We start from the raw sequence: 26817 nt of genomic DNA, 5'->3' as shown, positions 1-26817 counted from the left end.
AGTCGCACGCTTCACGGCCGTTCTCGCATCGCCTGAAAAAACAAAACCCCACGCTCCGAAAAACGTGGGGTTCGTCAGCAGTCTGAAGCCGCTTTGCAAGCGGCTTTTTCTTCGTGTGCCACGACTGCGCGCGGTGCGTTGCCTAGACCACGTGCTGCTCGTCGACCTTCTTGCCGCCCAGGTGCAGCGTGGTGCCCTTGCCGTACTGCTTCGCCAGCAGGTCGCGATACAGGCCCGGACGTTGGCGCAATTCTTCCGGGCTGCCGTCGTCGATCACCTTGCCGGCGCTCATCACGATGATGCGGTCGAAGTTGTTCAGCGTCGACAGCCGGTGCGCGATCGCGATCACCGTGCGGCCGACCATCAGCCGGTCGAGCGCCTTCTGGATCGCTTCTTCCGACGCGCTGTCGAGCGCCGAGGTGGCTTCGTCGAGCAGCAGGATCGGCGCGTTCTTGAGGATGGCCCGCGCAATCGCGATCCGTTGACGCTGACCGCCGGAGAGCTTCACGCCGCGGTCGCCGACAATCGTGTCGAAGCCTTCCGGCATCGCTTCGATGAAGTCCGAGCAACGCGCTTCGCGCGCGGCCGCGAGCACTTCTTCACGGCTCGCTTCCGGGCGCCCATAGGCGATGTTCTCGTACACCGTGCGGTGGAACAGCGAGATATCCTGCGGCACCAGCGCGAGCGTATGGCGCAGGCTGTCCTGGGTGACCGTGGCGATGTCCTGGCCGTCGATCCTGATCGCGCCGCCTTGCGTCTCGTAGAAGCGCTGCAGCAACGCCAGCACGGTGGATTTGCCCGCGCCCGACTTGCCGATCAGCCCGACCCGCTGGCCCGGTTCGATATGCAGGTCGAAGTGATCGAGAATCGGACGGCGGCGCGGATAGGCGAACGTGACGCCTTCGAAATCGACCCGGCCGCCTTGCGGCACGAGCTCGGTCGCGCCGTCGCGATCCGGCATGCCGTGTGGTTCGAGCAACGTGCGCACGGCTTCCGCGAGTCTTGCGATGTGTTGCGTCACATCGACGAGCGCGACGGCCAGGTCGCGCGTGCCATGCAGGATCGTGAAGCCGAGCGAGCTGACCAGCACGATGTCGCCCGAGGTCGCCTTGCCTTGATCCCACAGCCACAGCGCCCAGCCCAGCAGGCCCGCCGACAGCAGCGCGGTGATCACTGCGTGCAGCAGGCGCAGCTTCTCCAGATACAGCAGGCTTTGCTGGCGCGCTTCCATCTCCGCCTTGACCGTCGAGCCGAACCGCTGCTGCTCGCGAAACGTCATGCCGAACGCGCGCACGAGGCCCATGTTGCTGATCACGTCGACCAGTTCGCCGTCCACCGACGCCGCCTTGGTGGCGAAATGATGATGGCGCGCCGAGCCGCGTCCGGCGAGCTTGTAGAGCACGACTGACAGAATCGCCGAGCACAGCATCAGGCCGCCGGCCATCAGCGGGTTCACCAGCGTGATCATGACGATCGCGCCGAGCACCGCGATGCACGGCGGCAACACGTTCCACGCGGTGGTGTTTTCGGCGGTGTAGACCGCATTCGAGGTCGCGGTGATCCGGCTCGCGAGCATGCCGGGCTGTTTCTCGGCGTAATAGGTCGGCGAGTGCCCGCTCAGATACTGGAACAGGTCGCGCCGCAAATCGCCGGTCACGGCGACGAACGTGTGCGCCGCGACCCAGCCGCCGACCCGCCACAACAGGTTGTCCGCGGCAATCAGGCCGACCAGGATGGCAAACGCCCCCCACAGCGGACCAGGATGATGCCGGCCTTCGGCGAGCACGTCGATCAGATGTTTGATCGCGTATTGTGAGGCGAGCGCGCAGCCCACGGCCGCAAACACGCTGCACAGCACGGTCGCATGCGCGAGCGGATGACGGCGGATAAAGCGGAAAAGAAACGCAAGCGGCCGGTGCGCATAGCTCGCGAGCTTTGCGTTCTGGGCGTTACGCTGGGCAATCGTTAAGTGTTCCAATTGATCGTGAGGTCGATGTGTTTCGGGGTGCATGCAAGCGCGGGCCACACGCAGAAGGCATGTGCAGCGAAGCTGATGCTTCGCATTGTAAACATGCAAAAGCGATTGCGCCCTGTGTATCCGGGCATTGGCGCGATTGATTTCGCGATAGGCATCCGCGACCTGGTGACGCTCAACCCGCCGACTGGACGGTGGTTCAAGCAAGTTGCGGAAAATTTCGGGATATAATTACAAATTGCATTCAGTCACGCCGCTGCATTTCTACAATGCTTGCCGGCAAGGTTGACGCAGGAGCTTGCAGACGCCGCATGGCGGTCGTTGCCAAAAGCCAGTTGCTACTCTAGAACTGTCTTATAAAACAATGGTTTGCAAAGTGTTTCGCGTTTGTAACAACGTAAAGACTTTGAAATGTTGTGGTGCAGCGAGAATCCCGGCATCGATAATGCGTGCTCCGTTGGCCCAGCGAAATATCTGACAGTTTGTCAACGTAGCTGTTACATGCGCGTTTACCTGCCCATGTACAGACGGTGATGAACCTGTCTGGGCTCACTACCCAAGCGATCCATCGCAGGATTTCTCGAAAGAATCAGGCCCGCGCCGGCACGTCCGGTCCGACTGCCCTGGCGAGCAAGCGAGTCGCTTTTACCCAACGCAGTACTATTGCCTGATTTTTTACTAGGAGTTCCTCATTATGCGAATCGCTCAAATCGCTCCGTTGCACGAGGCGGTTCCTCCCAAGCTGTATGGTGGTACGGAACGCGTGGTGTCCTACCTGACCGAAGCGCTGGTCGAGCAGGGTCACGACGTCACGCTTTTTGCGAGCGGCGATTCGCAGACTTCGGCGAAACTCGAAGCTTTCTGGCCGCAGGCGCTGCGCCTCGACCCCACGATCCGCGACGTGATGGCCCCGCACATGCTGCTGCTCGAAGAAGTGCGCCGCCGCGCGGACGAATTCGACGTGCTGCATTTCCACATCGACTACTATCCGTTCTCGCTGTTCGCGCGCCAGCCGGTGCCGTTCGTGACGACGCTGCACGGCCGCCTCGATCTGCCGGAACTGCAGCCGATCTTCAATACGTTCGGCGACGTGCCGGTGGTGTCGATTTCGGACAACCAGCGCATTCCGCTGCCACAGGCCAACTGGCTGCAAACCGTGTATCACGGTCTGCCGGAAAACGTGCTCACGCCGATCAAGGACGTCGAGCCGGGCTACCTCGCATTCCTTGGCCGCGTCTCGCCGGAGAAGGGTCTCGACCGTGCGATCCGCATCGCCGGCCAGGCAGGCATGAAGCTCAAGGTCGCCGCCAAAATCGACAAGGCCGATCGTGCCTATTACGAGGAAGTCATCAAGCCGCTGATGTCGCTGCCGCACGTCGAGTACATCGGCGAAATCAGCGAATCTGAAAAGACCGAATTCCTCGGCAACGCGCACGCGCTGCTGTTCCCGATCGACTGGCCGGAGCCCTTCGGTCTGGTGATGATCGAGGCGATGGCCTGCGGCACGCCGGTGATCGCGTTCAACCGCGGCTCGGTGCCGGAAGTGATCGAAAACGGCGTGTCGGGTTTCGTCGTCGAAGATGAAATCAGCGCGGTGGCCGCGGTGAAGCGCCTGCACACGCTGCCGCGCGCCAACGTGCGCAAGGCATTCGAAGCGCGCTTCTCGTCGAAGGTCATGGCGAAGAACTACGTCGCCACCTACGAAGAACTGCTGCGTCAAAAGCACCGCACGGTGCTGCGCGAAGTCAACGCCAACTGATCGGCGCTCGCCGTCGATCGGGCTGAATGAGCGCTTGCCAGCGCTTTGCCAGCCACCCGCAACGCCCCGTGAGCGCTCGGTCACGGGGCGTTGTTGCATGCGCGCCGCGTTTTTCGCGACGTGCGAATAAAAGTGATGGTTTCGGCCCGCCAGGAACGAGCCACGCTCGCTAATATCCCTATAATGGCCGTGCCGCAAATTGGGGTGCGGCGCCGCCGACGACAGGAGGATGCTTTGCCGAGAACGAAAGAGACGCGTGCGAACGCCGCGCCTGGCGCCGGAACGATTTTCGCGTTGCGCGCCATCGGTCTCGTGCTCGTCGCTCGCTGGCTGTTTTCGATGGCGCAGATGGACCTTGCCGCGTCACTGTCGGCGATGGTGTCCTCGCCGTGGGCGTGCATCAACCTGGTTTTCCTGTTTCTGCTGATTTTCTTGCCGGGCGCGCACGCCGTGGCCGAGCGTCCGTTTCATCCGCTGCCGCAATGGTTACGCCAGGCGCTGCGCCTGTTCGCTTTTCTCGGATTGGTATTTGCTGTGTGGTCGGTCGGCGCATTCGTGGTGAGCGCCGGCTGGCGGCGCGCCGCGCAAGCGGTCGCGGCGACCAACGGCTGGCTGCTGGCCGCGCCGATCCTGTACGCCGCCGTGGTGTGGATCTGCAGGCCGCGCCCGCTGTGGCGAACCAACATCGCCGCGCGGCGGTTTGCGATCGGCCGTTACGCGGTCTCGCTCGATCCGGCCACGCGCACTGTGATCGTCTGGGCCGAGCGTCGCAAGGTGGGCCAGTATGACGCGCGTGAATTGTCGGTGCGCTGGGCGGCCGGGCAGGATGTTCGCGCGACGCCGGCGTCTGGTCACGCAGTCGCGTTCGGCGCGGCGGGCGAGCCGGGCGCGTCCGCTGCGCCGCTGGGTTCGGTCGCGACGCCGGCGCTCGCGCACGGTGCGTTGTGGCGTCGTCCGAAAGTCGAACTGCTGTGGGACTCGCCGGCCGCGGCGGGCCACAATCGGCAAACCGTATTTCGCGCCGCGCTGATGACCGAAGGCGACCGTGTCGCTGCTCGCGCGCTTGACACGACGCTGCGGCAAGTCTGAAGCTGCATGCTTTGTGCACTCGGCCACGCCGCGCGGCTGATGCACGGCGCGCAATTTGAACCGTAGCTGATAATGAAGTCATGGTGCTCGCCATGTGATTGCGGGCGAGTGGGACAGACATCGATCGTATCGCCTCTTTCACAGGAGTCGCTATGCTGGTTCGCTGGTTGATTGCCGCTCTTCATCTGCTCGCTTATGGTTTTGCGCTCGCGTCGATTCTGCGGCGCACGTGGTCGCTGCGCCGCGCGTCCGTGCCCGCAGCATTGCGATCCGTGTTCCGCGCGGATACTCATTGGGGCATTTCCGCCCTGGTGTTGATCGTCACCGGGCTGATGCGCGTTTTTGGTGGTTTCGAGAAGGGCGCGGACTACTATCTCCACGAGCCGCTGTTTCACGTCAAGATGACCTTGCTCGTCGCGATCCTGATCCTCGAAGTGCCATCCATGCTGGGGTTGATGCGCTGGCGCGCGTCGATCAGGAAGGGCGCTGCGCCGGATCTGAAAAAGGCGCGTACGTATGCGCGCTTCAACGTGATCCAGACGGTGCTGCTGGCTTTGATGGTGTTTGCGGCGGCTGGCATGGCACGCGGCATCGGCTTGCCTGCCGGCGCGGTGTAGCGTGGCGCTCGCGCGGTAGGGCGAGCGTGCCGGCGCTTGCATGCGCCGGCGCGCAAGTGAGGAGCACCGGTAGAAGACTGCTCATCGCGGCGTCTACCAGGCGTCTCACCTGTTCGATGCTATTTACTTTTCCATCAGCAAGCTCGCCGATTCATCCATCCGATTCGCCTGGACGTCAGCGGTTTCGCCGCGGATCAACTCCGGCGCGCCGAGGCCCTTGATGAGTTCCAGCGCCTGACGTTCGAACAGCCGTCGGTACAAGCCGTTTTCGCGCCTGATCAGCGCATCGTGACTGCCTTCCTCGACGACCTTGCCCTTGTCCAGCACCAGCAATCGGTCCAGCGCGCGCACGGTGGATAGGCGGTGCGCGACCACCAGCGTCGTGCGGCCGGCCATCAATCGCTCCATCGCGCGCTGGATCAGCACCTCGCTTTCGCTATCGAGACTCGACGTCGCTTCGTCCAGAATCAGGATCGGCGCGTCGGCGAGGAACGCACGCGCGATCGCGACGCGCTGACGCTCGCCGCCCGACAGCTTGATGCCGCGTTCGCCGACCAGCGTGTCGTAGCCGTTGGGCAGTGCGGCGATGAAGTCGTGCGCACTCGCGAGCCGCGCGGCATGCTCGATCTCGGCGCGGCTCGCGCCAGGCCGCGCATAGGCGATGTTCTCGGCGAGCGAGCGGTGAAATAGCACCGGCTCCTGCTGGACAATCGCGATCTGGCTGCGCAGCGATGCTTGCCGCACGTGGGCGATGTCCTGACCGTCGATCGTGATCCGGCCGCCGGTGATGTCGTAGAGGCGCTGGATCAGCTTGATGAAGGTCGTCTTTCCCGAACCTGAATGCCCGACCAGACCAACGCGCTCGCCCGGCGCGATACGCACGGAGAAGTCGTGATAGAGCGGCTGGCCATGTGCGCCGTAGTGGAACGTGACGCGCTCGAAACGGATCTCGCCCTGGCTGATCGTGATCGGACCCGCGCTGGGACGATCCTCGATGCCGAGCGGCTGGCTCTCCAGCGACACCAGTTCTTCCATGTCGTTGACTGAGCGTTGCAGGTTGCGGATGTGCATGCCCACGTCGCGCAGATAGCCTTGCAGCATGAAGAACATCGTCAGCGCGAACGTGATGTCGCCGACGCTTGCCTTGCCGCGCGCCCACAGCAGCAGTGCGACACCGAGAATGGCTGCCTGGATCGTCACCAGCATGCCGCCCTGCACGCCACCGTTGAGCGTGCCGCGCACCCACGTGCGGCGCGTGCGATGCCGCCACTTGCCGATCACGCGTTCGAGCAGCGCCTCCTCGCGATCTTCCGCGCCGAATGCCTTCACCACGCCATTGCAGCTGACCGCGTCGGCGAGCGCGCCGCCCATGCGCGTGTCCCATGCGTTCGCGAGGCGCGCAGATGGCGCGACGAAGCCGAGGGACAAAGTCACGGTCACGGCGATGTACAGCAGCGAGCCGATTCCGACGACCGCGCCCATCATCGGCCAGCGCCAGCCGAGCAGCGCCGTCGCGCCCACCAGCATGGCCAGCGACGGCAGCAGCGCGATCAGCAGCGTGTCGTTGAGCAGGTCGAGCGCCCACATGCCGCGCGTGATTTTGCGCACGGTCGAGCCGGCAAAGCTGTTCGCATGCCAGTCGGTCGAAAAGCGTTGCACGCGATGAAACGCGTTCGCCGCGATTTCGCTCATCATCTTCAGCGTGAGTCTGATGATGTTGAAGTACACGCCTTGGCGAAGCAGCGTGGCGCCGAGACCGAGCGCTGCCAGCACGCAGAACGCAGTGAGCGCCGCGTGTGAGGCGTGCTGATCGCCGGCCGGACCGGACGCGATCGCATCGACGAGGCGTCCGGCGAACATCGGCGTGAGCACGTCCGCTAATGCCGAGAGCAGCACCAGCGTGGCGATGACGACGATCCGCCACGGCTGTTGCGCCCAATGATGGAAGGTGAAGCCAAGGACGTCCTTGAAGGCCTGTCCGCGAAAGTCGAGTTTCTTGTTTGCCATTTGCTACGACCCGGCGACGCACGAGCGCGCCGAGGTTCCAGTCAGAAGCGAAAGGATGAGACAGTCAAAGCGCGCCGGAATGCGCCGGCCTGAGACTATGGACTGTCTGGAATTTGCGCGGCACGCCTGTCAAGGCGGTCCCGCATCAGCGACGACCCGACGACTTTTAAGGTCGTGGGAATGGCCGCGAGACAATACAAGGGAGAGCGGTATGCACGGTGAACATGTGGCGCCTCCCTTTGAATCGAATGAAGTGGAGAAGATGGACGGAGCGAATGCTCTGGGAGCCAACTATATCAGCAGTACCGGGCGCTCGCAATCTTACGGAGTCTCGGAGTCAATGCACAAAGCTGGCGTGTCCGTCATCTCGCACGTTGCAATCAAGGGTTGAGAGCAAGGTCGCTCGCCGACTCTGGCGCTCGCTTTTGATTCGGCATTGGTTAGGTAACCGAATCGTTTCGCTCGAACCAGCAATATCTCATTCTTCCGGACGCGTTCGCGGCCTGCCCATTCAATCTCTGTCCGAAGCTCGACTCGGGGCTCACTTTCAGGTGGGCCTTTGGAAATGGACTTCGGAAAAAGGGGTTTCGAAAACTGACCAGCAAAACTGACCAGCAAAACGGAAAAGGGCTCACGCATCGCTGCGTAAGCCCTTTTTTCTTCGGTGATCGACACACCAAAATTCTGGTGGGTAGTACTGGGATCGAACCAGTGACCCCTGCCGTGTGAAGGCAGTGCTCTACCGCTGAGCTAACCACCCGAAGAGAGCCGAATTATGTCAGGGATCTTCGTGTCCGTCCAGTACTTTTTAAGCAGTTTGCTCATCCGCAGACAGCGCGGGTTCGAGGCGCCACACGCTCGTGCCTTTGATCGCCTTGTCGAGACCGTCGAGCACCGTCTGGTGCGCGGCGACCTCGTCATCCGTGGCGGCGATTACGACCAGCTCCAGCGAGTCGAGCGCAACGCGCGGTGCGTGCGCATCGCCGCCGGCGTGCGTGTCGCCGAGCATGTCGATGACGAGGCTTTCCTGGCCGCGCGTCATCGCCAGGTAGACTTCAGCGAGCAGTTCCGAGTCGAGCAGCGCGCCGTGTAGCGTGCGATGCGCGTTGCTGATGCCGAAACGGTCGCACAGCGCATCGAGCGAATTGCGCTTGCCCGGGAACATCTGCTTGGCGCGCGCCAGCGTGTCGATGATTTCGCCGCAATGGGTGCCCACCGGCGGCAAGCCTAGCAACGCGAATTCGGCGTCGAGAAAACCAATGTCGAACGGCGCGTTGTGAATGATGAGATCCGCGCCCTGGATGAAGTCGCGAAACTGGTCGGCGATCTCGGCGAACTTCGGTTTGTCGCCGAGGAACTCCGTGGTCAAGCCGTGCACGGCCAGCGCGCCTGGATCGCTGTCGCGTTCCGGATTGATGTAGAAGTGCAGGTTGTTGCCGGTGAGCCGGCGGTTCACCAGCTCGACGCAACCGAGTTCGAGGATACGGTCGCCGGTGCGGGCGTTCAGGCCGGTGGTTTCGGTATCGAGGATGAGTTGACGCATGTCGGATTGGCCTGCCTCAGAAAAATGCAGCGAAGAAAGAGAGCCCGGCAAGGGCGCGAGCAGGTTGCGGCGCGCGCAGCGCCGTGGTCATCGGAGTTGCGCGAGCGACGCGACGCCGCGATTGGCCAACTGGTCGGCGCGCTCGTTTTCCGGATGCCCACTGTGCCCGCGCACCCAGCGCCACTCGACTTCGTGTTGCGCGACCAGCGCGTCGAGCCGCTTCCACAGATCGGCGTTCTTCACCGGCTGCTTCGCCGCGGTGACCCAGCCTTTCTTTTTCCAGCCGTGAATCCATTCGCTGATGCCTTTCTGCACGTATTGCGAGTCGGTGTGCACGACCGCCTTGCAAGGGCGCTTCAACGCTTCGAGCGCGGCAATCACGCCCATCAGCTCCATGCGATTGTTGGTCGTGTTGGCTTCGCCGCCGAACAGTTCCTTTTCCTGGTCGCCGAAGCGCAGCAGCGCGCCCCAGCCGCCTGGGCCGGGGTTACCCTTGCAGGCGCCGTCGGTGTAAATGTCGATGAAATTAGCTGTCATTGAGTGTGGTTGCGTGTATTCGGTGTGGCTGCAGGCGCGAGGCCCGCCGCCAGCACGGGTTTCTTCACTTTCACCGGACCGACGAGGTGCATGCCGCGCACGCGCTTGATCGCCTTGATCATGTAAGTCGCGCCGAAGATCGGCCACCAGCGGTCGCCGGCGGCTTCCATGAAGCCATAGCGGGACAGCCATTGCTCGCTGCCGAGCGGCGGACGATAGCAGCCGAAGCGCCCGCGTTCAAGATCGAAGCCGAGCAGCTTGATCCAGTCTTTGAGCCGGGTGAAAGCGATCAGATCGACCGCCGCGGGCACGAACGGCCGGCCGGTCATCTTGCCGACCGATTGCCGCGCGCCCCACAGCGACAACGAGTTGAAGCCGAGAATGATCAGTTGGCCCTCGGGCATCAGCACGCGCTCGGCTTCGCGTAGCAGCCGGTGTGGGTCGCTCGTGAATTCCAGCGTATGCGGCATCACGATCAGATCGACACTCTGCGCTTCGAACGGCAGGTCAAGCAGGTCGCACCAGACCGCGCTGCGGCCGGCCGGCGCGGGCAGGCCGGCCAGGCCGGGCTGGCTGTCTTGCGCCGGGTTGCTGCCAGGCCCGCCGCCGGCTTGCCGCACGCCACGCGGAAACGTGTACGGCGCGCTGGCCCCGCTGGCGGCGTCGAGCACGAGGCCGCGGCAGGGCATGCGGTTCTCGCGCAACGCATCGAGCTGCGGCAGGCCAAGTTGCAGCGCATGATAGCCAAACACGTCCGACACCACGCGATCGAGCTGGGTCTGTTCCCAGTCCAGTACGTAGCGGCCAGGCGGTGAATTGGTCCAGGCGGGCCAGTCTATAATTACTCGGTCAGTCATATCAAAGAATGCGTAACCTATGAATGCGCTCGAGTACGTACCGGTCCCGGCGTTTGAAGACAATTACATCTGGGTCGTTGCCGACGGACACCACGCGGTAGTCGTCGATCCGGGCGAAGCCGCCCCCGTGCGCGCCTATCTCGCGAAACGCGGATGGCGGCTGAGCGCTATTTTACTCACGCACCATCATCAAGACCATGTCGGCGGGGTGGCCGATCTGCTGAATGGCCAGGCCGTGCCCGTCTACGGCCCCGCCGGTGAAGCGATCCAGCATCTCACGCAGCGCCTCGAAAACGGCGATCGCGTGAGCATCGCGGCGCCCGCGCTCGAATTGCGCGTGCTCGACGTACCGGGGCACACGAGCGGACACATCGCGTATTTTCAGGCCGCCGACTCGCGCGGCACGCCGCACGTCTTCTGCGGCGACACGCTGTTCGCGTGCGGCTGTGGCCGGCTGTTCGAAGGCACGCCGCAACAGATGCTCGCGTCGCTCGATGCGCTCGCCGCGCTGCCCGGCGCGACCGAGGTCCACTGCGCGCACGAGTACACGCTATCGAACATCCGTTTCGCGCTCGCCTGCGAGCCGCATAACACCGCACTGCAAGCCTGGCGGGACAAGGCGACGGAGCTGCGGGCGCGCCACGTGCCGACGCTGCCGACCACCATTGCCCACGAGCGCGCGGTCAATCCGTTCCTGCGCGCGGACCAGCCGGCGGTGCAGGCGAGCTTGCAGGAGCAGTTGCATGAAGAGGTGCCTGATCGATTGACGGCGTTCAGGCTGATGCGCGAATGGAAAAACCGTTTCCGCTGAATCGAGCCATATTGGAGTACTCCTCACGCGAAGAATCGGAAAAATTCGCCAAGCCCAAGATTTTCTTGATTTTTTTCTCATTATTCCGATTGACGTAAACGTTGCCGTTTCGTACTATCGGCTGCAAATTCCAGCCCTTGTGGAAGCCGAGACGTTCATGCGATTTATCTTAAGTGCGTTATTGGTCCTGACACTCGCCGCGTGCGCGAGTCAGGGACCGACGACGAATAATTCCACCACTGCGACTAATGCCGCCAGCCAGCAAGCTGTTGCCGACGCCCTTCGCAAGAACGCCACCGCCAAAGAAACGATCAACGTAGACCAAGGTTCGGTCAGCCAGCTGACGAGTGCGGACGCCGATCTGTGGGGCCGTATTCGTCGCGGTTTCCAGATGCCGGACCTGCAGACCGACCTCGTCGACATGCAGGTCAACTGGTATGCGCAGCGTCCCGATTATGTGCAGCGCATGACCGAGCGCTCGCAGAAATACCTGTACCACATCGTCGAAGAGCTCGAGGCGCGTCATATGCCGACCGAGCTCGCGCTGCTGCCGTTCATCGAATCCGCATATAGCCCGCAGGCCTTGTCGGTCGCGAAGGCGGCCGGCATGTGGCAGTTCATGCCGGGCACTGGCCGCACCTATAACCTCAAGCAGAACATGTGGCAGGACGAGCGTCGCGACGTGCTGGCGTCGACCAGCGCCGCACTCGACTATCTGTCGAATCTGCATGACATGTTCGGCGACTGGCAACTCGCGCTCGCTGCGTACAACTGGGGCGAGGGCAACGTGCAGCGCGCGATCGCGCGCAACGAGGCGGCGGGCCTGCCCACCGACTACCTCAGCCTGCGCATGCCGAGCGAGACGCGCAACTACGTGCCCAAGCTGCAGGCGGTGAAGAACATCGTGACGAACCCGCAGATATACGGGCTCACGTTGCCATCGATTCCGAATCATCCGTATTTCGTCACGGTGACCACCTCGCACGATATCGACGTGGAGATGGCCGCCAAACTCGCGAATCTGCCGACGGATGAATTCCGCTCGCTGAACCCGTCGTTCAGAAAGCCGGTGATTCTCGGCGCCACGCAGCCGCAGATCCTGCTGCCGTTCGACAACGCCAGCGCCTTCGAGCGCAATCTGAAGACGTACTCCGGCTCGCTGTCGTCGTGGACCACCTACACGGTCGACCAACGCGCGACGCCGGCGGCGATCGCGCAGAAGATCGGCGTCGACCCCGACACGCTGATGGAAGTGAACAAGATTCCGGCCGGCATGCGCCTGAAACCCGGCTCGACGATCGTGGTGCCGCGCGGCTCGGACGACGACGAAGACATCAGCGCCGACGTCGCTGAAAGCGCGGTGCTGGCGATGGAGCCCGATGTTCCCGATACCCGCAAGATGCTGATCCGGGTGCGCCGCAATCAGTCGATGGCCGCCATCGCCTTGCGTTATGGCGTGTCGGTCGGCCAGTTGAAGGCGTGGAACCGCACGCATCGCGATCTTGTGTCGCGCGGCCAGGTGATCGTGCTGCACGTGCCGGTCGGCAAGGCGATGCCGAGCGAGCCGGGTCCGGAGCGGATCGCGACCGACGTGCAAGGTGGCGGCGTCGAGAAGATCGGCACTCATGTCGCCGACACGCGCAGCGAATCGCGCTACGACAAGAAGAAAGGTCATGGCCGCTCAGCCGTGGTGAAGGTGTCTGAGCCGGTCGGCAAGGTCAGCAGGCCGACAGCGTCCACCGCCAGCAAGGGCAAGGTGACGAAAGTGTCGGCTACCACGTCCGGCAAGGCGTCGAAGTCCGCGGCCAACGCGAAGAAGGTCAAGTAGGCTAACAGCGGCTTCCACGGTAATGCCCGCATGCGTTGGGGGGCAGCGCACCAATCGCGCTCCGATCACGCACCCTGTTTTTTCAACGCCGTCACCTGTGGTGACGGCGTTTTTCATTGTGCAGATCCGTTTCCGGCGCAATCGGCGTATTTCCTTTATCTTTTGTGTTTTGGCCACGTCGGCCAACTGTCGGCCAAACAATCGAACGCTTATGTCGTCGACCCAATTGCGCGTCTTTCTGCTGTTCTCGGCGGGCTATTTCGTCTCCTATGTGTTCCGCGGCGTCAACCTCGGCTTCGCGCCGTTCATCACGCGCGATCTCGGCCTGTCGGCGGCCGACCTCGGTCTGCTGACCAGCCTGTATTTCCTGGGTTTCGCGGGGGCGCAAATCCCGGTCGGCGTGCTGCTCGATCATTTTGGTGCGCGCCGGGTGACGGCCGTCACGTTGCTGTTTGCCGCGGCGGGCATCTGGGTGTTCGGCGCCGCGCAGAGTGTTGGCGTGATGATGGTCGGACGGCTGCTGATCGGGGTTGGCGTGTCGGTGTGTCTGGGCGCCGCCTTCAAGGCGTTGGCGCAGCACTTCGCGACGGCGCGCCTGCCGCTGATGAACGGGCTGGTGATGGCGATCGGCGGCCTCGGCGGTGTGATGGTTGGCTCGCCGCTCACGTGGGTGCTGGGCTTCGCCAGCTGGCGCATGGTGTGCGTCGGATTGGGTGTACTGACGGTGCTGGTCGCGCTCGCGCAATGGACGCTGGCGCCGGACACGCAAGAAACCCACCACCAGGCGAGTCTGCGCGTACAGTTCCAGGGCACCTTGCATATTCTGCAAAGCGCCGCGTTCTGGAAAATCGCGTCGTTCTCGGTCGTCACGCAGGGCGTCTTCTACGCGATGCAGTCGCTGTGGGTCGGCGCGTGGTTGCGCGACGTGCAGGGTTTCGGCGCGCGTGAAGCCGCCGCGCTGGCGTCGATTCTCGGCTTCGCGATGATGGCCGGCTGCGTCGGTTTCGGCGCGGCGGCGCGCAGTCTCGAGCGGCGCGGCATTTCGCTGTACGCGGTTTGCGGCATCGGCATGGCGCTGTATCTGCTGACCCAGGTGTTGATCATGTGTCAGGCGCCGCTGCCTGCGGGCCTGCTGTGGGCAGCGTACGGCGTCTTCGGCGGGACCGGCATTCTGAGCTACGCCGTGATGGCCCGGCACTTTCCGGCGCAGATGATTGGTCGGGTGAATACCACGCTGACGCTGATCATTTTTCTGCTGATTTTCGGCTTTCAGATCGGTATCGGCGCCGTGTTGTCGCGTTGGCCGGCGAGCGGCGGGCATTATCCGGCGGCGGCTCATCTGACCGCCTGGGGCATTCTGGTGGTGCTGCAGGCACTGAGCGCGATCTGGTACGCGTTGCCCAGCCGCAAAAAGGCCGCGCGGCCGGCCGAAGTGCGCGCCGAACAGGAAGCCTGAGGCCGCGGCGCGCCAGATTGTCAGCGCGCAACGCAATTAGCCGGCGCGCTCCCAATCCACATCGCGTAAATTTTTCTTTGCTGCTCCGCAAGGCCGGCGTGACAAGGCTTCGGACGCCGCATCAGGGGGCGTGCGCAGGGCGGTCTGCTATCTCGGATTTGGAAGGAAGAGCGCTTTCAGGCTATAATTACAAGGTTTGAGCTTATCAACCCGCACCCTAGCGCCTACCTCCCCCATACCGTTCATCCGCCGCGCGCCGCTGGCGTAGCAAGAAGGGCCCTGCACCCCGCCGATCCGTCCACACAATGGACCCGTCGCGCCCCTTGTACCGTCAGCCGCAGTGCGCGAGCGAGTCTGCGCACGCGTCCCGTGGATGTGTTTCGCTGCGGCTCGCAGTCGGATAGGCAGGTCGGCAACAGGGTGTTCCCCCAAGGAGTCTCCCGTGTTGCCGTCATTTTCTCCCGCTCTGCTCGCGCTCGCCGACGGCACGGTCTTTCGTGGCTACTCGATCGGCGCCCCCGGGCATACCATCGGCGAAGTCGTGTTCAACACCGCTATCACCGGCTATCAGGAAATCCTGACTGACCCGAGCTACGCGCGCCAGATCGTGACCCTGACGTATCCGCACATCGGCAACGTCGGCGTGAACGCCGAAGACGTCGAAGCGACGAAAGTCCATGCCGCCGGCCTGATCATTCGCGATCTGCCGGTTCTCGCGTCGAACTTCCGCATGGAGCGCACGCTCCCGCAATACCTGCAGGACGAAGGCGTGGTCGCCATCGCCGGACTCGACACCCGCAAGCTGACCCGCGTTCTGCGCGACAAGGGCGCGCAGAACGGCGCGATCCTCGCCGGCTCGGACGACGAAGCCCGGGCCATCGAACTCGCACGTTCGTTCCCGGGTCTGTCGGGCATGGACCTCGCGAAGGTCGTGTCGACGAAGGACAGCTACGAGTGGACCCAGACCGAATGGCGTCTGGGCAGCGGCTACGGCAAGCAGAATGCGCCGACGTACCGCGTGGTCGCGTTCGACTACGGTGTCAAGCAGAACATCCTGCGCATGCTGGCCGAGCGCGGTTGCCACGTCACCGTGCTGCCGGCGCAGGCGAGCGCGGCCGACGCGCTCGCGCTCAACCCGGACGGCATCTTCCTGTCGAACGGCCCCGGCGATCCGGAACCTTGCGACTACGCGATCGCGGCGACGAAGGAATTCATCGAGCGCGGCATTCCGACCTTCGGCATCTGCCTCGGCCATCAGATCATGGGCCTCGCGGTCGGCGCGAAGACGATGAAGATGAAGACGGGCCACCACGGCGCGAACCATCCGGTGAAGGATCTCGACGACGGCCGTGTGATCATCACGTCGCAGAACCACGGCTTCGCGGTCGACGCCGGCACGCTGCCGGCCAATGCCCGCGCCACGCACGTCTCGCTGTTCGACGGCACGCTGCAAGGCTTCGCGCTGACCGACAAGCCGGCGTTCTGCTTCCAGGGGCACCCGGAAGCGTCGCCTGGTCCGCACGACATCGCCTACCTGTTCGACCGCTTCACCGCGTTGATGGACGCGCAGAAGAGCGGCAAGAGCGCGGCGGCGTAAGCTGGCCAAGCGGCTCGGCGGTGCGCGTCGGCCATCGGCCGGCCCTGCAGCCCGGCAGCGCACGGCTCGCCACGCGGCCGGCAAACCTGGCGCACGCACCGGCAGCCGCGCGGAACAGACCAGGACAGAGCAGAGCGCGCGACATGAAGACGACGCGCGCCGACGGAAAGAATTCAGGAATACATTAGCGAGAGCGTTATGCCCAAGCGGACAGACATCAAGAGCATCCTCATCATCGGCGCGGGTCCGATCATCATCGGCCAGGCGTGCGAGTTCGATTACTCGGGCGCGCAGGCATGCAAGGCGCTGCGTGAGGAAGGCTACAAGGTCATTCTCGTCAACAGCAATCCGGCGACGATCATGACCGACCCGAACACGGCTGACGTGACCTACATCGAGCCGATCACCTGGGAAGTGGTCGAGCGCATCATCGCAAAGGAGCGCCCGGACGCGATCCTGCCGACGATGGGCGGCCAGACCGCGTTGAACTGCGCACTCGATCTGCACGCCCACGGCGTGCTCGCGAAGTACAACGTCGAGCTGATCGGTGCATCGCCGGAAGCGATCGACAAGGCGGAAGACCGCCAGAAGTTCAAGGACGCGATGACGAAGATCGGCCTCGGTTCGGCCAAGTCGGGCACCGCGCATTCGATGGAAGAAGCGCTGCAGGTGCAGGCGCGCATCGCCGCGGAAACCGGCTCGGGCGGCTACCCGGTCGTGATCCGTCCATCGTTCACGCTGGGCGGCTCGGGCGGCGGCATCGCGTACAACCGCGACGAATTCGAAGAGATCTGCAAGCGCGGGTTGGACCTGTCGCCCACGCGCGAACTGCTGATCGAAGAATCGCTGCTCGGCTGGAAAGAGTACGAGATGGAAGTGGTCCGCGACACCAAGGACAACTGCATCATCGTCTGCTCGATCGAAAACCTCGACCCGATGGGCATCCACACCGGCGACTCGATCACCGTCGCGCCCGCGCAAACGCTGACCGACAAGGAATACCAGATCCTGCGTAACGCGTCGCTTGCGGTGCTGCGCGAAATCGGCGTCGATACCGGCGGCTCGAACGTACAGTTCTCGATCAATCCGAAAGACGGCCGGATGATCGTGATCGAAATGAACCCGCGCGTGTCGCGCTCGTCGGCATTGGCGTCGAAGGCGACCGGCTTCCCGATCGCCAAGGTCGCGGCCAAGCTCGCGGTCGGTTATACGCTCGACGAGCTGAAGAACGAAATCACCGGCGGCCAGACCCCGGCTTCGTTCGAACCGACGATCGACTACGTCGTCACCAAGATTCCGCGTTTCGCGTTCGAGAAATTCCGCGAAGCCGACCCGCGCCTGACCACGCAAATGAAGTCGGTCGGCGAAGTGATGGCGATCGGCCGCACCTTCCAGGAGTCGTTCCAGAAGGCGCTGCGGGGTCTGGAAGTTGGCGTCGACGGTCTGGACGACAAGACCAATGACCGCGACGAGATCGTCCGCCAGATCGGCGAAGCCGGTCCGGATCGCATCTGGTACGTCGGCGACGCGTTCCGTATCGGCATGACGGCCGCGGAGATTTTCGAGGAGACCTCGATCGACCCGTGGTTCCTCGCGCAGATCGAACAGATCATCCTGAAGGAAAAGGCGCTGGCGGGCCGCACGCTGGCGAGCCTCACGAAGGAAGAGCTGAAGTACCTGAAGCAGAGCGGCTTCTCGGATCGCCGCCTCGCCACGCTGCTCGGCGTGAAGGCGGCCGAGGTCCGGCAACGCCGTATCGAGTTGAACGTGCGCCCGGTGTACAAGCGCGTCGATACCTGCGCGGCCGAGTTCGCCACCAAAACCGCGTACATGTACTCCACGTACGAGGAAGAGTGCGAAGCGAACCCGACCAACAACAGGAAGATCATGGTGCTGGGCGGTGGCCCGAACCGGATCGGCCAGGGCATCGAGTTCGACTACTGCTGCGTGCACGCCGCGCTCGCGATGCGCGAGGACGGCTATGAAACGATCATGGTCAACTGCAACCCGGAAACCGTGTCGACCGACTATGACACGTCCGATCGTCTGTACTTCGAGTCGCTGACGCTCGAAGACGTGCTCGAAATCGTCGACAAGGAAAAGCCGCTTGGCGTGATCGTGCAATACGGCGGCCAGACTCCGCTGAAGCTCGCGCTCGACCTCGAGGCGAACGGTGTGCCGATCATCGGCACGTCGCCGGACATGATCGACGCCGCCGAAGACCGCGAGCGTTTCCAGAAGCTGCTGCAAGACCTCGGCTTGCGTCAGCCGCCGAACCGCACCGCGCGCGCGGAAGACGAGGCGCTCAAGCTCGCGAACGAAATCGGTTACCCGTTGGTGGTGCGTCCGTCGTACGTGCTGGGTGGCCGCGCAATGGAGATCGTGCACGAGCCGCGCGACCTCGAACGCTACATGCGTGAGGCCGTGAAGGTATCGAACGATTCGCCGGTGCTGCTCGACCGCTTCCTGAACGACGCGATCGAATGCGACGTGGACTGCATCTCAGACGGCGACGCGGTGTTCATCGGCGGCGTGATGGAGCACATCGAGCAAGCAGGCGTGCACTCGGGCGACTCGGCTTGCTCGCTGCCGCCGTATTCGCTGTCGAAGCAAACCGTGACCGAGCTGAAGCGTCAGACTGGCGCGATGGCGAAGGCGTTGAACGTGGTCGGGCTGATGAACGTGCAGTTTGCGATCCAGCAGGTCCCTCAGGCGGATGGCTCGAAAGAGGACATCATCTACGTGCTCGAAGTGAACCCGCGCGCTTCGCGTACGGTGCCATATGTGTCGAAGGCGACCAGCCTGCCGCTCGCGAAGATCGCGGCGCGTGCGATGGTCGGCCAGAAGCTCGCGGAGCAGGGCGTGACGAAGGAAGTCGACCCGCCGTACTTCAGCGTGAAGGAAGCCGTGTTCCCGTTCGTCAAGTTCCCGGCAGTCGATCCGGTGCTCGGACCGGAAATGCGTTCGACCGGTGAAGTGATGGGCGTGGGCCAGACTTTTGGCGAGGCGCTCTTCAAGTCGCAACTCGCGGCGGGTTCGCGTTTGCCGGAGTCGGGCACGGTGCTGTTGACCGTGATGGACGCCGACAAACCGAAGGCCGTCGAAGTCGCGCACATGCTGCACGAACTCGGTTATCCGATCGTCGCGACCAAGGGCACGGCTGCCGCAATCGAAGCCGCCGGCGTGCCGGTGAAAGTCGTCAACAAGGTGAAGGACGGTCGTCCGCACATCGTCGATATGATCAAGAACGGCGAGATCGCGCTGGTCTTCACGACGGTCGACGAAACGCGCGCCGCGATCGCCGACTCGCGTTCGATTCGCATGAGCGCACAGGCGAACAAGGTCACGTACTACACGACGATGTCCGGCGCACGGGCCGCGGTGGAAGGCTTGCGCTATTTGAAGAACCTGGAAGTCTATGATTTACAAGGACTCCACGCTCGCCTAAACTAAGGCTTCGAAGTTTTGTCCAGGATGTAAGTGCCGCGGTTAAGCGGCGTTCCGCAGGTGCTGTGCTCCGGGTTTGCCCGGGGCTTGGCAACCGGCGGAATGCACTTAACCGCGGTGATTTTTTTTACGGCCGTTTTTTGCCACTAGAGTTGTTTATGAGCACTATTCCATTGACTAAGCGCGGCGCAGACATGTTGCGCGATGAATTGCAGCGCCTGAAATCGGTTGAACGTCCCGCGGTGATCAACTCGATCGCGGAAGCGCGTGCCCAGGGCGATCTGTCGGAAAACGCGGAATATGACGCGGCGAAGGAAAAGCAGGGCTTCATCGAAGGCCGTATCGCCGAAATCGAATCGAAGCTGGCCGGCGCGCAAGTGATCGATCCGGCCAAGGTGGACGCGGACGGCCGCGTGGTGTTCGGCGCAACGCTGGAACTGGAAGACCTGGAGTCGGGTGCGGCGGTCAAGTATCAGATTGTCGGCGACGACGAAGCGGACATCGACCACGGTCTGATCTCGATCAGCTCGCCGATCGCGCGTGCATTGATCGGCAAGTCGGAAGGCGACGTCGCGTCGGTGCAGGCGCCGGGCGGCGTGCGCGAATACGAAATCATCGCGGTTAGCTACATCTGAACATGGCGCCGGTGTCCGTGATGCCGCATCGATTTTTTCGTCTTTTGACGGTGGTGTGGGTCGGTAGTCTGCTGACTATCGGCTATGCGGTCGCGCCGGTCTTGTTCACATCGCTCGACCGGATAACGGCAGGTGCCGTGGCGGCGCAGCTATTTCGCATCCAGGGTGTGCTCGGCGTGGTGTGCGGCATTTTGCTGCTAGGTCTCGCGAACTTGCTGGTGCGCCGCGGCAGCGATGCGTATCGCCGTCTGCGCTGGTTGATCGCCGGCATGCTGGTGTGCGTGCTGGTGGGCTACTTCGCGCTGCAGCCGTTTATGAATGCAATGCGCATCGCCGCGCTCGAGGCGGGCAATGACGTCGGGCATTCGGTGTATGCGACGCGCTTCGGCATCCTGCACGGTGTGTCGAGTCTGTTCTATCTGATCGAAAGCCTGCTGGGACTCGCGCTCGTGTGGATGCTGCCGGCGGGCGCTGGTGTGACAAGCGTGGAGCAGGGATCTCGTCATGTTGCAGGCAAAGCGACCAACTGACGCGCCGATCTGTGGTTGACCGGCCAGGCTAGTTGGTCTTATCGGCGCACTATCCAGTATCCAGCGTTGCCTGACCGTCCGTTCTCCGTCGAAGGCGTCCGGACGGTCCATGTGAGACGGCCAATCCAAAGGTGCGGAGCTCGCCCGCACCTCTCGTCTTCGCTTACTTCGACGACTGATACGAGCGCTTCGCGCTGGCCTGGCGCTTCTTGGCGCGCTTGATGTTGCCGCCTTGCGTGACGCGTTCATTGCCGCGCACCAGCACCGCTTTGGCCTTCGGCTTGCGCATCGGAATTTCGCTGGGCTTTACGACAGTGACGACGCGCGGCGCACGGCCCTTGCTCGGTTTGGCTTCAACCGCCGCTTCGCGGGCGCTCGGTAGCGCGCCGCGCTTCGTTTTCGTCGCCGGTTGTGCAGATTCCGGCTTCCAGATCACCAGCAGCTTGCCGATGTGCTGGATTGGTGCGGCGTTCAGCTCGTCGCAGATCTGTTCGTAAATTGCGATGCGCTCTTCGCGTTCGTCGCCGAACACGCGGACCTTGATGAGTTGATGAGCGGCAAGGTGAACCTTGATCTCGGCGAGCACAGCGTCGGTCAAGCCTTCGGCGCCGACGAGCACGACCGGTTTGAGCGCATGTGCCTGGGAGCGCAACTCGGCGCGTTGGTCGGAAGAGACTTTGAGGGCTGGCATGGAAAGTGGAAGACTCGACTAAAATGACGGCACCTGCATTCCCGATCGATTTGCTCGAGTGGGTCGATTTAACGAGGCGGCGCGTCAGAACAACAGAATCGCGGATGACCGCCAGATTGGCGGTGGCCGCGCGAATTAACCGCGTATTATCCCCTAAAGCGCGACACCACGCAGCAAGAGTTCTATCTTTAATGGCAAAAAACAAGTTCAACACCGCGTGGCTGCATGACCACATCAACGACCCGTACGTGAAAATGGCGCAGCGGGAGGGCTATCGCGCCCGCGCGGCCTACAAGCTCAAGGAAATCGATGAGCAGGACAAGCTGATTCGCCCGGGGCAGGTCATCGTCGATCTCGGCTCGGCGCCGGGCAGCTGGAGCCAGTACGCGCGCAACAAGCTCGCCAAGGGTTCGCAGCGCGACGCCGAGCGCGAGGGTGGGATCGACGGTACGATCATTGCGCTGGACGTGCTGCCGATGGAGCCGGTGGCCGACGTCCATTTCATCCAGGGCGACTTTCGCGAAGACTCGGTGCTGGGTCAGCTGGAAGAATTGGTCGGAGAACGCCAGGTCGATCTTGTAATTTCGGATATGGCGCCCAACCTGTCGGGAGTGGCGGTGGCGGACGCCGCGCGGATCGAGCATTTGTGCGATCTCGCGCTGGAATTCTCGCAAAGTCACCTGAAGCCGGATGGTGCCCTTTTAGTCAAGTGCTTTCACGGCAGCGGCTATAGTCAGATTGTCGAAAAGTTCAAACGTCAGTTCAAGGTGGTGGCGGCCCGCAAGCCGAAGGCGTCGCGGGATAAATCATCAGAAACATTTATTTTGGGTAAGCATCTCAAGCGGCCCGCATAGGGGCGCTGCAGGACGGTTCCGCAACCGCCAATAATGTGCTGAGGACATCAGAAATTGACGTCTTAATAGCCGGCGACGCTATTTCTGTGGTAGCGAAACCTTATGGCAGGGGTCTGCGGACTGGATTAGAATGCTTTCGTGGTGCCGCAAGGCAAATGTAGGCGCCCGTCTAAGTGAAGGAGTGGTGCTTTGAACAACAATATGTTTTCGAAGGCAGCAGTGTGGCTGGTTATTGCACTGGTGCTGTTTACGGTGTTCAAGCAGTTCGACAAGCCCCGTGTCCAGGAAGGCGTTTCCTATTCGCAGTTCATGGATGACGCGAAGAACGGCAAAGTCAAGAACGTCATTGTCCAGGGGCGGAACCTCACGGTCACTCCAGCAGACGGCCAGAAATACCAGATCGTGTCGCCCGGCGACATCTGGATGGTCGGCGATCTGATGAAGTATGGCGTTCAGGTGAGCGGCAAGGCTGATGACGAACCGAATGCGCTGGTGTCCGCGCTGTACTACCTTGGGCCAACGATCCTGATCATCGGGTTCTGGTTCTACATGATGCGGCAGATGCAGGGGGGCGGGAAAGGTGGTGCCTTTTCGTTCGGCAAATCCCGTGCGCGTCTGATCGACGAGAACAACAACGCAATCAATTTTACCGACGTCGCCGGTTGCGACGAAGCCAAGGAAGAAGTTTCCGAACTGGTCGACTTCCTGCGTGATCCGCAGAAATTCCAGAAGCTGGGTGGCCGCATTCCGCGCGGCGTGCTGCTGGTCGGCCCGCCGGGAACCGGCAAGACGCTGCTGGCTCGTGCGATCGCTGGCGAAGCCAAAGTACCGTTCTTCAGCATTTCGGGTTCGGACTTCGTTGAAATGTTCGTGGGTGTCGGCGCGGCTCGTGTGCGCGACATGTTCGAGCAGGCCAAGAAGCATGCACCGTGCATCGTGTTCATCGACGAAATCGACGCGGTCGGTCGCCATCGCGGCGCCGGCATGGGCGGCGGTAACGACGAACGCGAGCAGACGCTGAATCAGATGCTGGTGGAAATGGACGGTTTCGAAGCGAACTCGGGTGTGATCGTGATCGCTGCAACGAACCGTTCGGACGTGCTCGACAAGGCACTGCTGCGTCCGGGTCGTTTCGACCGCCAGGTGTACGTCGGTCTGCCGGATATTCGTGGCCGCGAACACATCATGAAGGTCCATCTGCGCAAGGTGCCGATTTCCAACGACGTCGACGCGGCAGTGATTGCACGCGGCACGCCGGGCTTCTCGGGCGCTGATCTCGCGAACCTCGTGAACGAAGCGGCACTGTTCGCGGCTCGCCGCGGCAAGCGCATCGTCGAAATGACGGACTTCGAAGATGCGAAGGACAAGATCTTCATGGGGCCGGAGCGCAAGTCGGCTGTGATCCGCGAAGAGTCGAAGCGCGCCACGGCTTACCACGAGTCGGGTCACGCGGTGATCGCCAAGCTGTTGCCCAAGGCCGATCCGGTGCACAAGGTCACGATCATTCCGCGCGGTCGTGCGCTGGGTGTGACGTGGCAGTTGCCGGAACACGACAACGAAACCTACTCGAAGGACTACCTGCTGGATCGTCTGGCGATCCTCTTCGGTGGCCGTGTAGCGGAAGAGTTGTTCCTGAACCTGATCAGCACCGGCGCATCGGACGACTTCAACAAGGCGACGCAAACTGCTCGCGCAATGGTGGCTCGCTTCGGCATGACCGATGCGCTCGGACCGATGGTCTACGTCGACGACGAGAACGACGCAACGCCGTTTGGCCGTGGCTTCACGCGAACCATTTCGGAAGCGACGCAGCAGAAGGTCGACGCGGAAATCCGTCGCGTGCTGGACGAGCAGTACAACCTCGCAAGGCGTTTGCTGGAAGAAAACCGCGACAAGGTCGAAGCAATGACCGCCGCTCTGATGGAGTGGGAAACGATCGACTCCGATCAGATCAACGACATCATGGCAGGTCGTCCGCCGCGCTCGCCGAAGAGCTCGCCGCCGTCGGCAAGCGACGCGTCGTCGGGCGGCAGCCCGGGCACCGAGGTCAAACCGGGCAGCGCGACCGCGCCGGCCTGATCGGTAATCAGTAGAAAGTGCGGGCCGGTGTGCGCATCACACCGGCCCGTTTTGCATTTTCCGTTTTAAGTGAAGCGCTGTTACGTGTCGAAAGTCGATCTATCTTCTCTGCCCATCCTCGAGCCGCTGCAATGCGGCCGCTTCAAGCTGACCTTTGAACGCCCGTTGGTGATGGGCATCCTGAACGTCACGCCCGATTCCTTTTCCGACGGCGGCCAATTTGCATTGCGCGGCGATGCACTGCGCCAGGCCGAACGCATGATGCTCGAAGGCGTCGACATCATCGATATCGGCGGCGAGTCGACGCGTCCCGGCGCACCGCCCGTGTCGCTCGATGAAGAGCTGGAGCGTGTGATTCCGCTCGTCGAGCAACTGCGCGGGGCGAATGTGCCGTTGTCGGTCGACACGTACAAGCCGGAAGTGATGCGCCATGCGTTGAGCGCGGGCGCCGATATGATCAACGACATCTGGGGCTTCCGTATGCCCGGCGCAATCGACGCGGTACGCGACAGCGACTGCGGTTTATGCGTAATGCATATGCTCGGCGAGCCGCAGACCATGCAGCTCGGCGAACCGGTCTATGAAGATGTGGTGAGCGAGGTCCGCGGCTTCCTCGAGGAGCGCGTGGCGACGCTGCAGCAGGCGGGTATCGCGCGTGAGCGCATCAGCGTCGATCCGGGTTTCGGCTTCGGCAAGGCCGTGATCGAGCATAATTATGCGCTGCTCGCGCATCTGCCGGATACCGCGCCGCGCGCCGCGCCACCGTACCCCATTCTCGCCGGCATGTCGCGCAAGTCGATGATCGGCGCGGTGATCGGGCGTCCGGCCGCTGAGCGCATTGCAGGCAGCGTCGCCGCGGCAGTATGCGCCGCTGAACGAGGCGCCGCGATTCTGCGCGTGCATGATGTCGCGCAAACTGTTGACTCTTTGAAAGTATGGGCAGCCATGCGCGACGCGGCGAATCGCAGCCGCGTGCGCGCTTGAACCCAAAGCCACAGGAGGTAGAAAAAAACATGGCACGTCGTTACTTCGGAACGGACGGGATTCGGGGCAAGGTCGGCGAAGGGCCGATCACGCCGGAATTCGTGCTGCGGCTCGGCTACGCGGCCGGCAAGGTGCTTGCGGGTGCGGATCGCTGGGCCGGCACACGGCCAACCGTGCTGATCGGTAAAGACACGCGGGTGTCGGGCTACATGCTCGAAGCCGCACTCGAAGCGGGTTTTTCAGCGGCCGGCGTCGACATCATGCTGGCCGGCCCGATGCCGACTCCCGGCGTCGCTTACCTGACGCGCGCGTTGCGGCTCGCAGCGGGGGTGGTCATCAGCGCATCGCACAATCCGTACTACGACAACGGCATCAAATTCTTTTCCGCAGACGGCAACAAGCTGCCGGACGATGTGGAATTGCAGATCGAAGAGCGGCTCGAACTGCCGCTCGAATGCGCGGCATCCGAGCAGCTCGGCAAGGCGCGACGCCTGGACGATGCAGCCGGGCGCTACATCGAGTTCTGCAAAAGCACGTTCCCGGCGGCGTTCGACCTGCGCGGCATGAAGCTGGTGATCGATTGCGCGCATGGTGCCGCATATGACGTCGCGCCGCACGTGTTTCATGAACTTGGCGCGGAGGTGGTCCCGATCGGCGTCGCGCCGAACGGCTTCAACATCAACGACGGCGTCGGCGCCACCGCACCGGGCGCGCTGGTGCGCGCGGTGGTCGCGAATCACGCGGACCTCGGTATCGCGCTCGATGGCGACGCCGACCGTCTGCAGGTGGTGGACGCCACAGGTCGCCTGTATAACGGCGACGAGCTGTTGTACGTACTGGTGAAGGACCGCATCGCCACCGACGGCAATGTCGAAGGCGCGGTCGGCACCTTGATGACCAATCTGGCGGTCGAGGTCGCGCTGCAGGAGGCCGGCGTGAAGTTCGTGCGCGCGGCGGTGGGCGATCGCTACGTGCTCGAGCAACTGCGCGAACACGGCTGGCAACTCGGCGCCGAAGGGTCCGGCCACATTCTCTCGCTCGACCGCCATTCCACCGGCGACGGCATCGTCTCGGCCCTGCTGGTGCTGGCGGCGATGCAGCGCAGCGGTAAGTCGCTCGCCGAGCTGCTCGACGGCGTGACGCTGTTCCCGCAGAAGCTGATCAACGTGCGCATGAAGCCCGACGCGGACTGGAAGGGCAGCGAGGCGATCCGTCGCGCAATCGGCAAAGCCGAGGATGCGCTGAAGGGCCGCGGCCGCGTGCTGATTCGCGCCTCCGGCACCGAGCCGGTGCTGCGCGTGATGGTCGAAGCGGAGAACGTCGACGACGCGGTGCTTCACTCGGAAGCGATTGCCGCCGCGGTCAAGCAGGCGACGGCTTAAGCCACGCGTTTTTGTACAGCGGCGGGGCGACATCCAGTCTTCCCCGCTGCCTGGTGGCTGCCGCCTGCGACCCACCTGCAGCCGCGCAGCCGCAACCCATCGGCAAACCCACCCACAACTCACCGGCAAACCCACCGGC

The 26817-nt window shown here is 63.0% G+C and carries 20 protein-coding genes and 1 tRNA gene; 14 read left to right on the top strand and 7 right to left on the bottom strand.

Annotated elements, in window-relative coordinates:
* Positions 1-142 precede the first annotated feature (142 nt).
* A complete protein-coding gene (locus BN2475_RS00330; RefSeq protein WP_094777589.1) occupies positions 143-1978 on the bottom strand; it encodes an ABC transporter ATP-binding protein in 1836 nt (611 codons plus the stop codon).
* A 691-nt stretch (positions 1979-2669) separates the two neighbouring features.
* Between BN2475_RS00330 and BN2475_RS00320 the strand changes: the two genes are divergently transcribed.
* From BN2475_RS00320 to BN2475_RS00310, 3 genes are all read left to right on the top strand, one after another.
* Complete coding sequence (locus BN2475_RS00320) at positions 2670-3734, top strand: glycosyltransferase family 4 protein (protein ID WP_094777587.1); 1065 nt, start codon at positions 2670-2672, stop codon at positions 3732-3734.
* Between the two features lie 234 nt (positions 3735-3968).
* A complete protein-coding gene (locus BN2475_RS00315) occupies positions 3969-4823 on the top strand; it encodes a hypothetical protein (protein ID WP_094777593.1) in 855 nt (284 codons plus the stop codon).
* A 152-nt stretch (positions 4824-4975) separates the two neighbouring features.
* Positions 4976-5440, top strand: coding sequence for a DUF2214 family protein (locus BN2475_RS00310; RefSeq protein WP_094777586.1), 465 nt, complete (start codon positions 4976-4978; stop codon positions 5438-5440).
* A gap of 123 nt (positions 5441-5563) precedes the next feature.
* On the opposite strand, the gene BN2475_RS00305 is transcribed toward BN2475_RS00310, so the two are convergent.
* From BN2475_RS00305 to BN2475_RS00285, 5 genes are all read right to left on the bottom strand, one after another.
* Entirely contained in the window at positions 5564-7447 is a 1884-nt protein-coding gene (locus tag BN2475_RS00305; RefSeq protein WP_094777585.1) for an ABC transporter ATP-binding protein, read from the bottom strand.
* Positions 7448-8132: 685 nt separating this feature from the next.
* Positions 8133-8207: transfer RNA gene (locus BN2475_RS00300), tRNA-Val, on the bottom strand.
* Between the two features lie 48 nt (positions 8208-8255).
* The gene (gene dnaQ / locus BN2475_RS00295; RefSeq protein ID WP_094777584.1) at positions 8256-8990 is read right to left on the bottom strand and encodes a DNA polymerase III subunit epsilon; all 735 of its coding nucleotides are present in this window, start codon (positions 8988-8990) and stop codon (positions 8256-8258) included.
* Between the two features lie 87 nt (positions 8991-9077).
* Positions 9078-9527, bottom strand: a complete 450-nt coding sequence (gene rnhA / locus BN2475_RS00290; protein ID WP_094777583.1) for a ribonuclease HI — start codon at positions 9525-9527, stop codon at positions 9078-9080.
* Complete coding sequence (locus BN2475_RS00285; RefSeq protein ID WP_094777582.1) at positions 9524-10384, bottom strand: class I SAM-dependent methyltransferase; 861 nt, start codon at positions 10382-10384, stop codon at positions 9524-9526. Before BN2475_RS00285 ends, rnhA begins: the two co-directional genes overlap by 4 nt.
* Positions 10385-10403: 19 nt before the next feature.
* Here BN2475_RS00285 and gloB point away from each other — a divergent pair, with 19 nt between their 5' ends.
* The 7 genes from gloB to BN2475_RS00250 all read left to right on the top strand — a co-directional run bounded on the left by gloB (position 10404) and on the right by BN2475_RS00250 (position 20688).
* Positions 10404-11195 carry a hydroxyacylglutathione hydrolase gene (gene gloB / locus BN2475_RS00280; protein WP_094777581.1) on the top strand — a complete coding sequence of 264 codons (792 nt, stop codon included), beginning with the start codon at positions 10404-10406 and terminating at the stop codon, positions 11193-11195.
* Between the two features lie 157 nt (positions 11196-11352).
* Entirely contained in the window at positions 11353-13023 is a 1671-nt protein-coding gene (locus tag BN2475_RS00275) for a transglycosylase SLT domain-containing protein (protein ID WP_094777592.1), read from the top strand.
* A 211-nt stretch (positions 13024-13234) separates the two neighbouring features.
* A complete protein-coding gene (locus BN2475_RS00270; RefSeq protein ID WP_094777580.1) occupies positions 13235-14479 on the top strand; it encodes an MFS transporter in 1245 nt (414 codons plus the stop codon).
* Between the two features lie 442 nt (positions 14480-14921).
* On the top strand, positions 14922-16076 hold the full coding sequence (gene carA, locus BN2475_RS00265; protein ID WP_094777579.1) for a glutamine-hydrolyzing carbamoyl-phosphate synthase small subunit: 1155 nt from the start codon (positions 14922-14924) through the stop codon (positions 16074-16076).
* 198 nt (positions 16077-16274) lie between these two features.
* Positions 16275-19529, top strand: coding sequence for a carbamoyl-phosphate synthase large subunit (gene carB / locus BN2475_RS00260; RefSeq protein WP_094777578.1), 3255 nt, complete (start codon positions 16275-16277; stop codon positions 19527-19529).
* A gap of 152 nt (positions 19530-19681) precedes the next feature.
* Positions 19682-20158, top strand: a complete 477-nt coding sequence (greA, locus tag BN2475_RS00255; protein ID WP_094777577.1) for a transcription elongation factor GreA — start codon at positions 19682-19684, stop codon at positions 20156-20158.
* A 20-nt stretch (positions 20159-20178) separates the two neighbouring features.
* Entirely contained in the window at positions 20179-20688 is a 510-nt protein-coding gene (locus tag BN2475_RS00250; protein WP_174641837.1) for a DUF4149 domain-containing protein, read from the top strand.
* A gap of 163 nt (positions 20689-20851) precedes the next feature.
* Here the strand turns inward: BN2475_RS00250 and BN2475_RS00245 are convergent, their stop codons facing one another.
* Positions 20852-21379 (bottom strand): YhbY family RNA-binding protein, encoded by a 528-nt coding sequence (locus BN2475_RS00245; RefSeq protein ID WP_094777575.1) that lies wholly within the window; start codon positions 21377-21379, stop codon positions 20852-20854.
* Between the two features lie 191 nt (positions 21380-21570).
* Here BN2475_RS00245 and BN2475_RS00240 point away from each other — a divergent pair, with 191 nt between their 5' ends.
* The 4 genes from BN2475_RS00240 (at position 21571) to glmM (ending at position 26678) form a co-directional block, all read left to right on the top strand.
* Positions 21571-22233 carry an RlmE family RNA methyltransferase gene (locus BN2475_RS00240; protein WP_094777574.1) on the top strand — a complete coding sequence of 221 codons (663 nt, stop codon included), beginning with the start codon at positions 21571-21573 and terminating at the stop codon, positions 22231-22233.
* Positions 22234-22422: 189 nt separating this feature from the next.
* Positions 22423-24312 (top strand): ATP-dependent zinc metalloprotease FtsH, encoded by a 1890-nt coding sequence (gene ftsH / locus BN2475_RS00235; protein ID WP_094777573.1) that lies wholly within the window; start codon positions 22423-22425, stop codon positions 24310-24312.
* An 84-nt stretch (positions 24313-24396) separates the two neighbouring features.
* A complete protein-coding gene (folP, locus tag BN2475_RS00230) occupies positions 24397-25296 on the top strand; it encodes a dihydropteroate synthase (protein WP_094777591.1) in 900 nt (299 codons plus the stop codon).
* A gap of 29 nt (positions 25297-25325) precedes the next feature.
* Positions 25326-26678 (top strand): phosphoglucosamine mutase, encoded by a 1353-nt coding sequence (glmM, locus tag BN2475_RS00225; protein ID WP_094777590.1) that lies wholly within the window; start codon positions 25326-25328, stop codon positions 26676-26678.
* The last annotated feature ends 139 nt before the right edge of the window (positions 26679-26817 follow it).

The sequence above is a fragment of the Paraburkholderia ribeironis genome, from assembly GCF_900019265.1.
Classification (GTDB): Bacteria; Pseudomonadota; Gammaproteobacteria; order Burkholderiales; family Burkholderiaceae; genus Paraburkholderia; species Paraburkholderia ribeironis.
The sequence above is the reverse complement of the archived record's forward strand: the minus strand, read 5'-3'. Positions and strand labels throughout refer to the sequence as shown.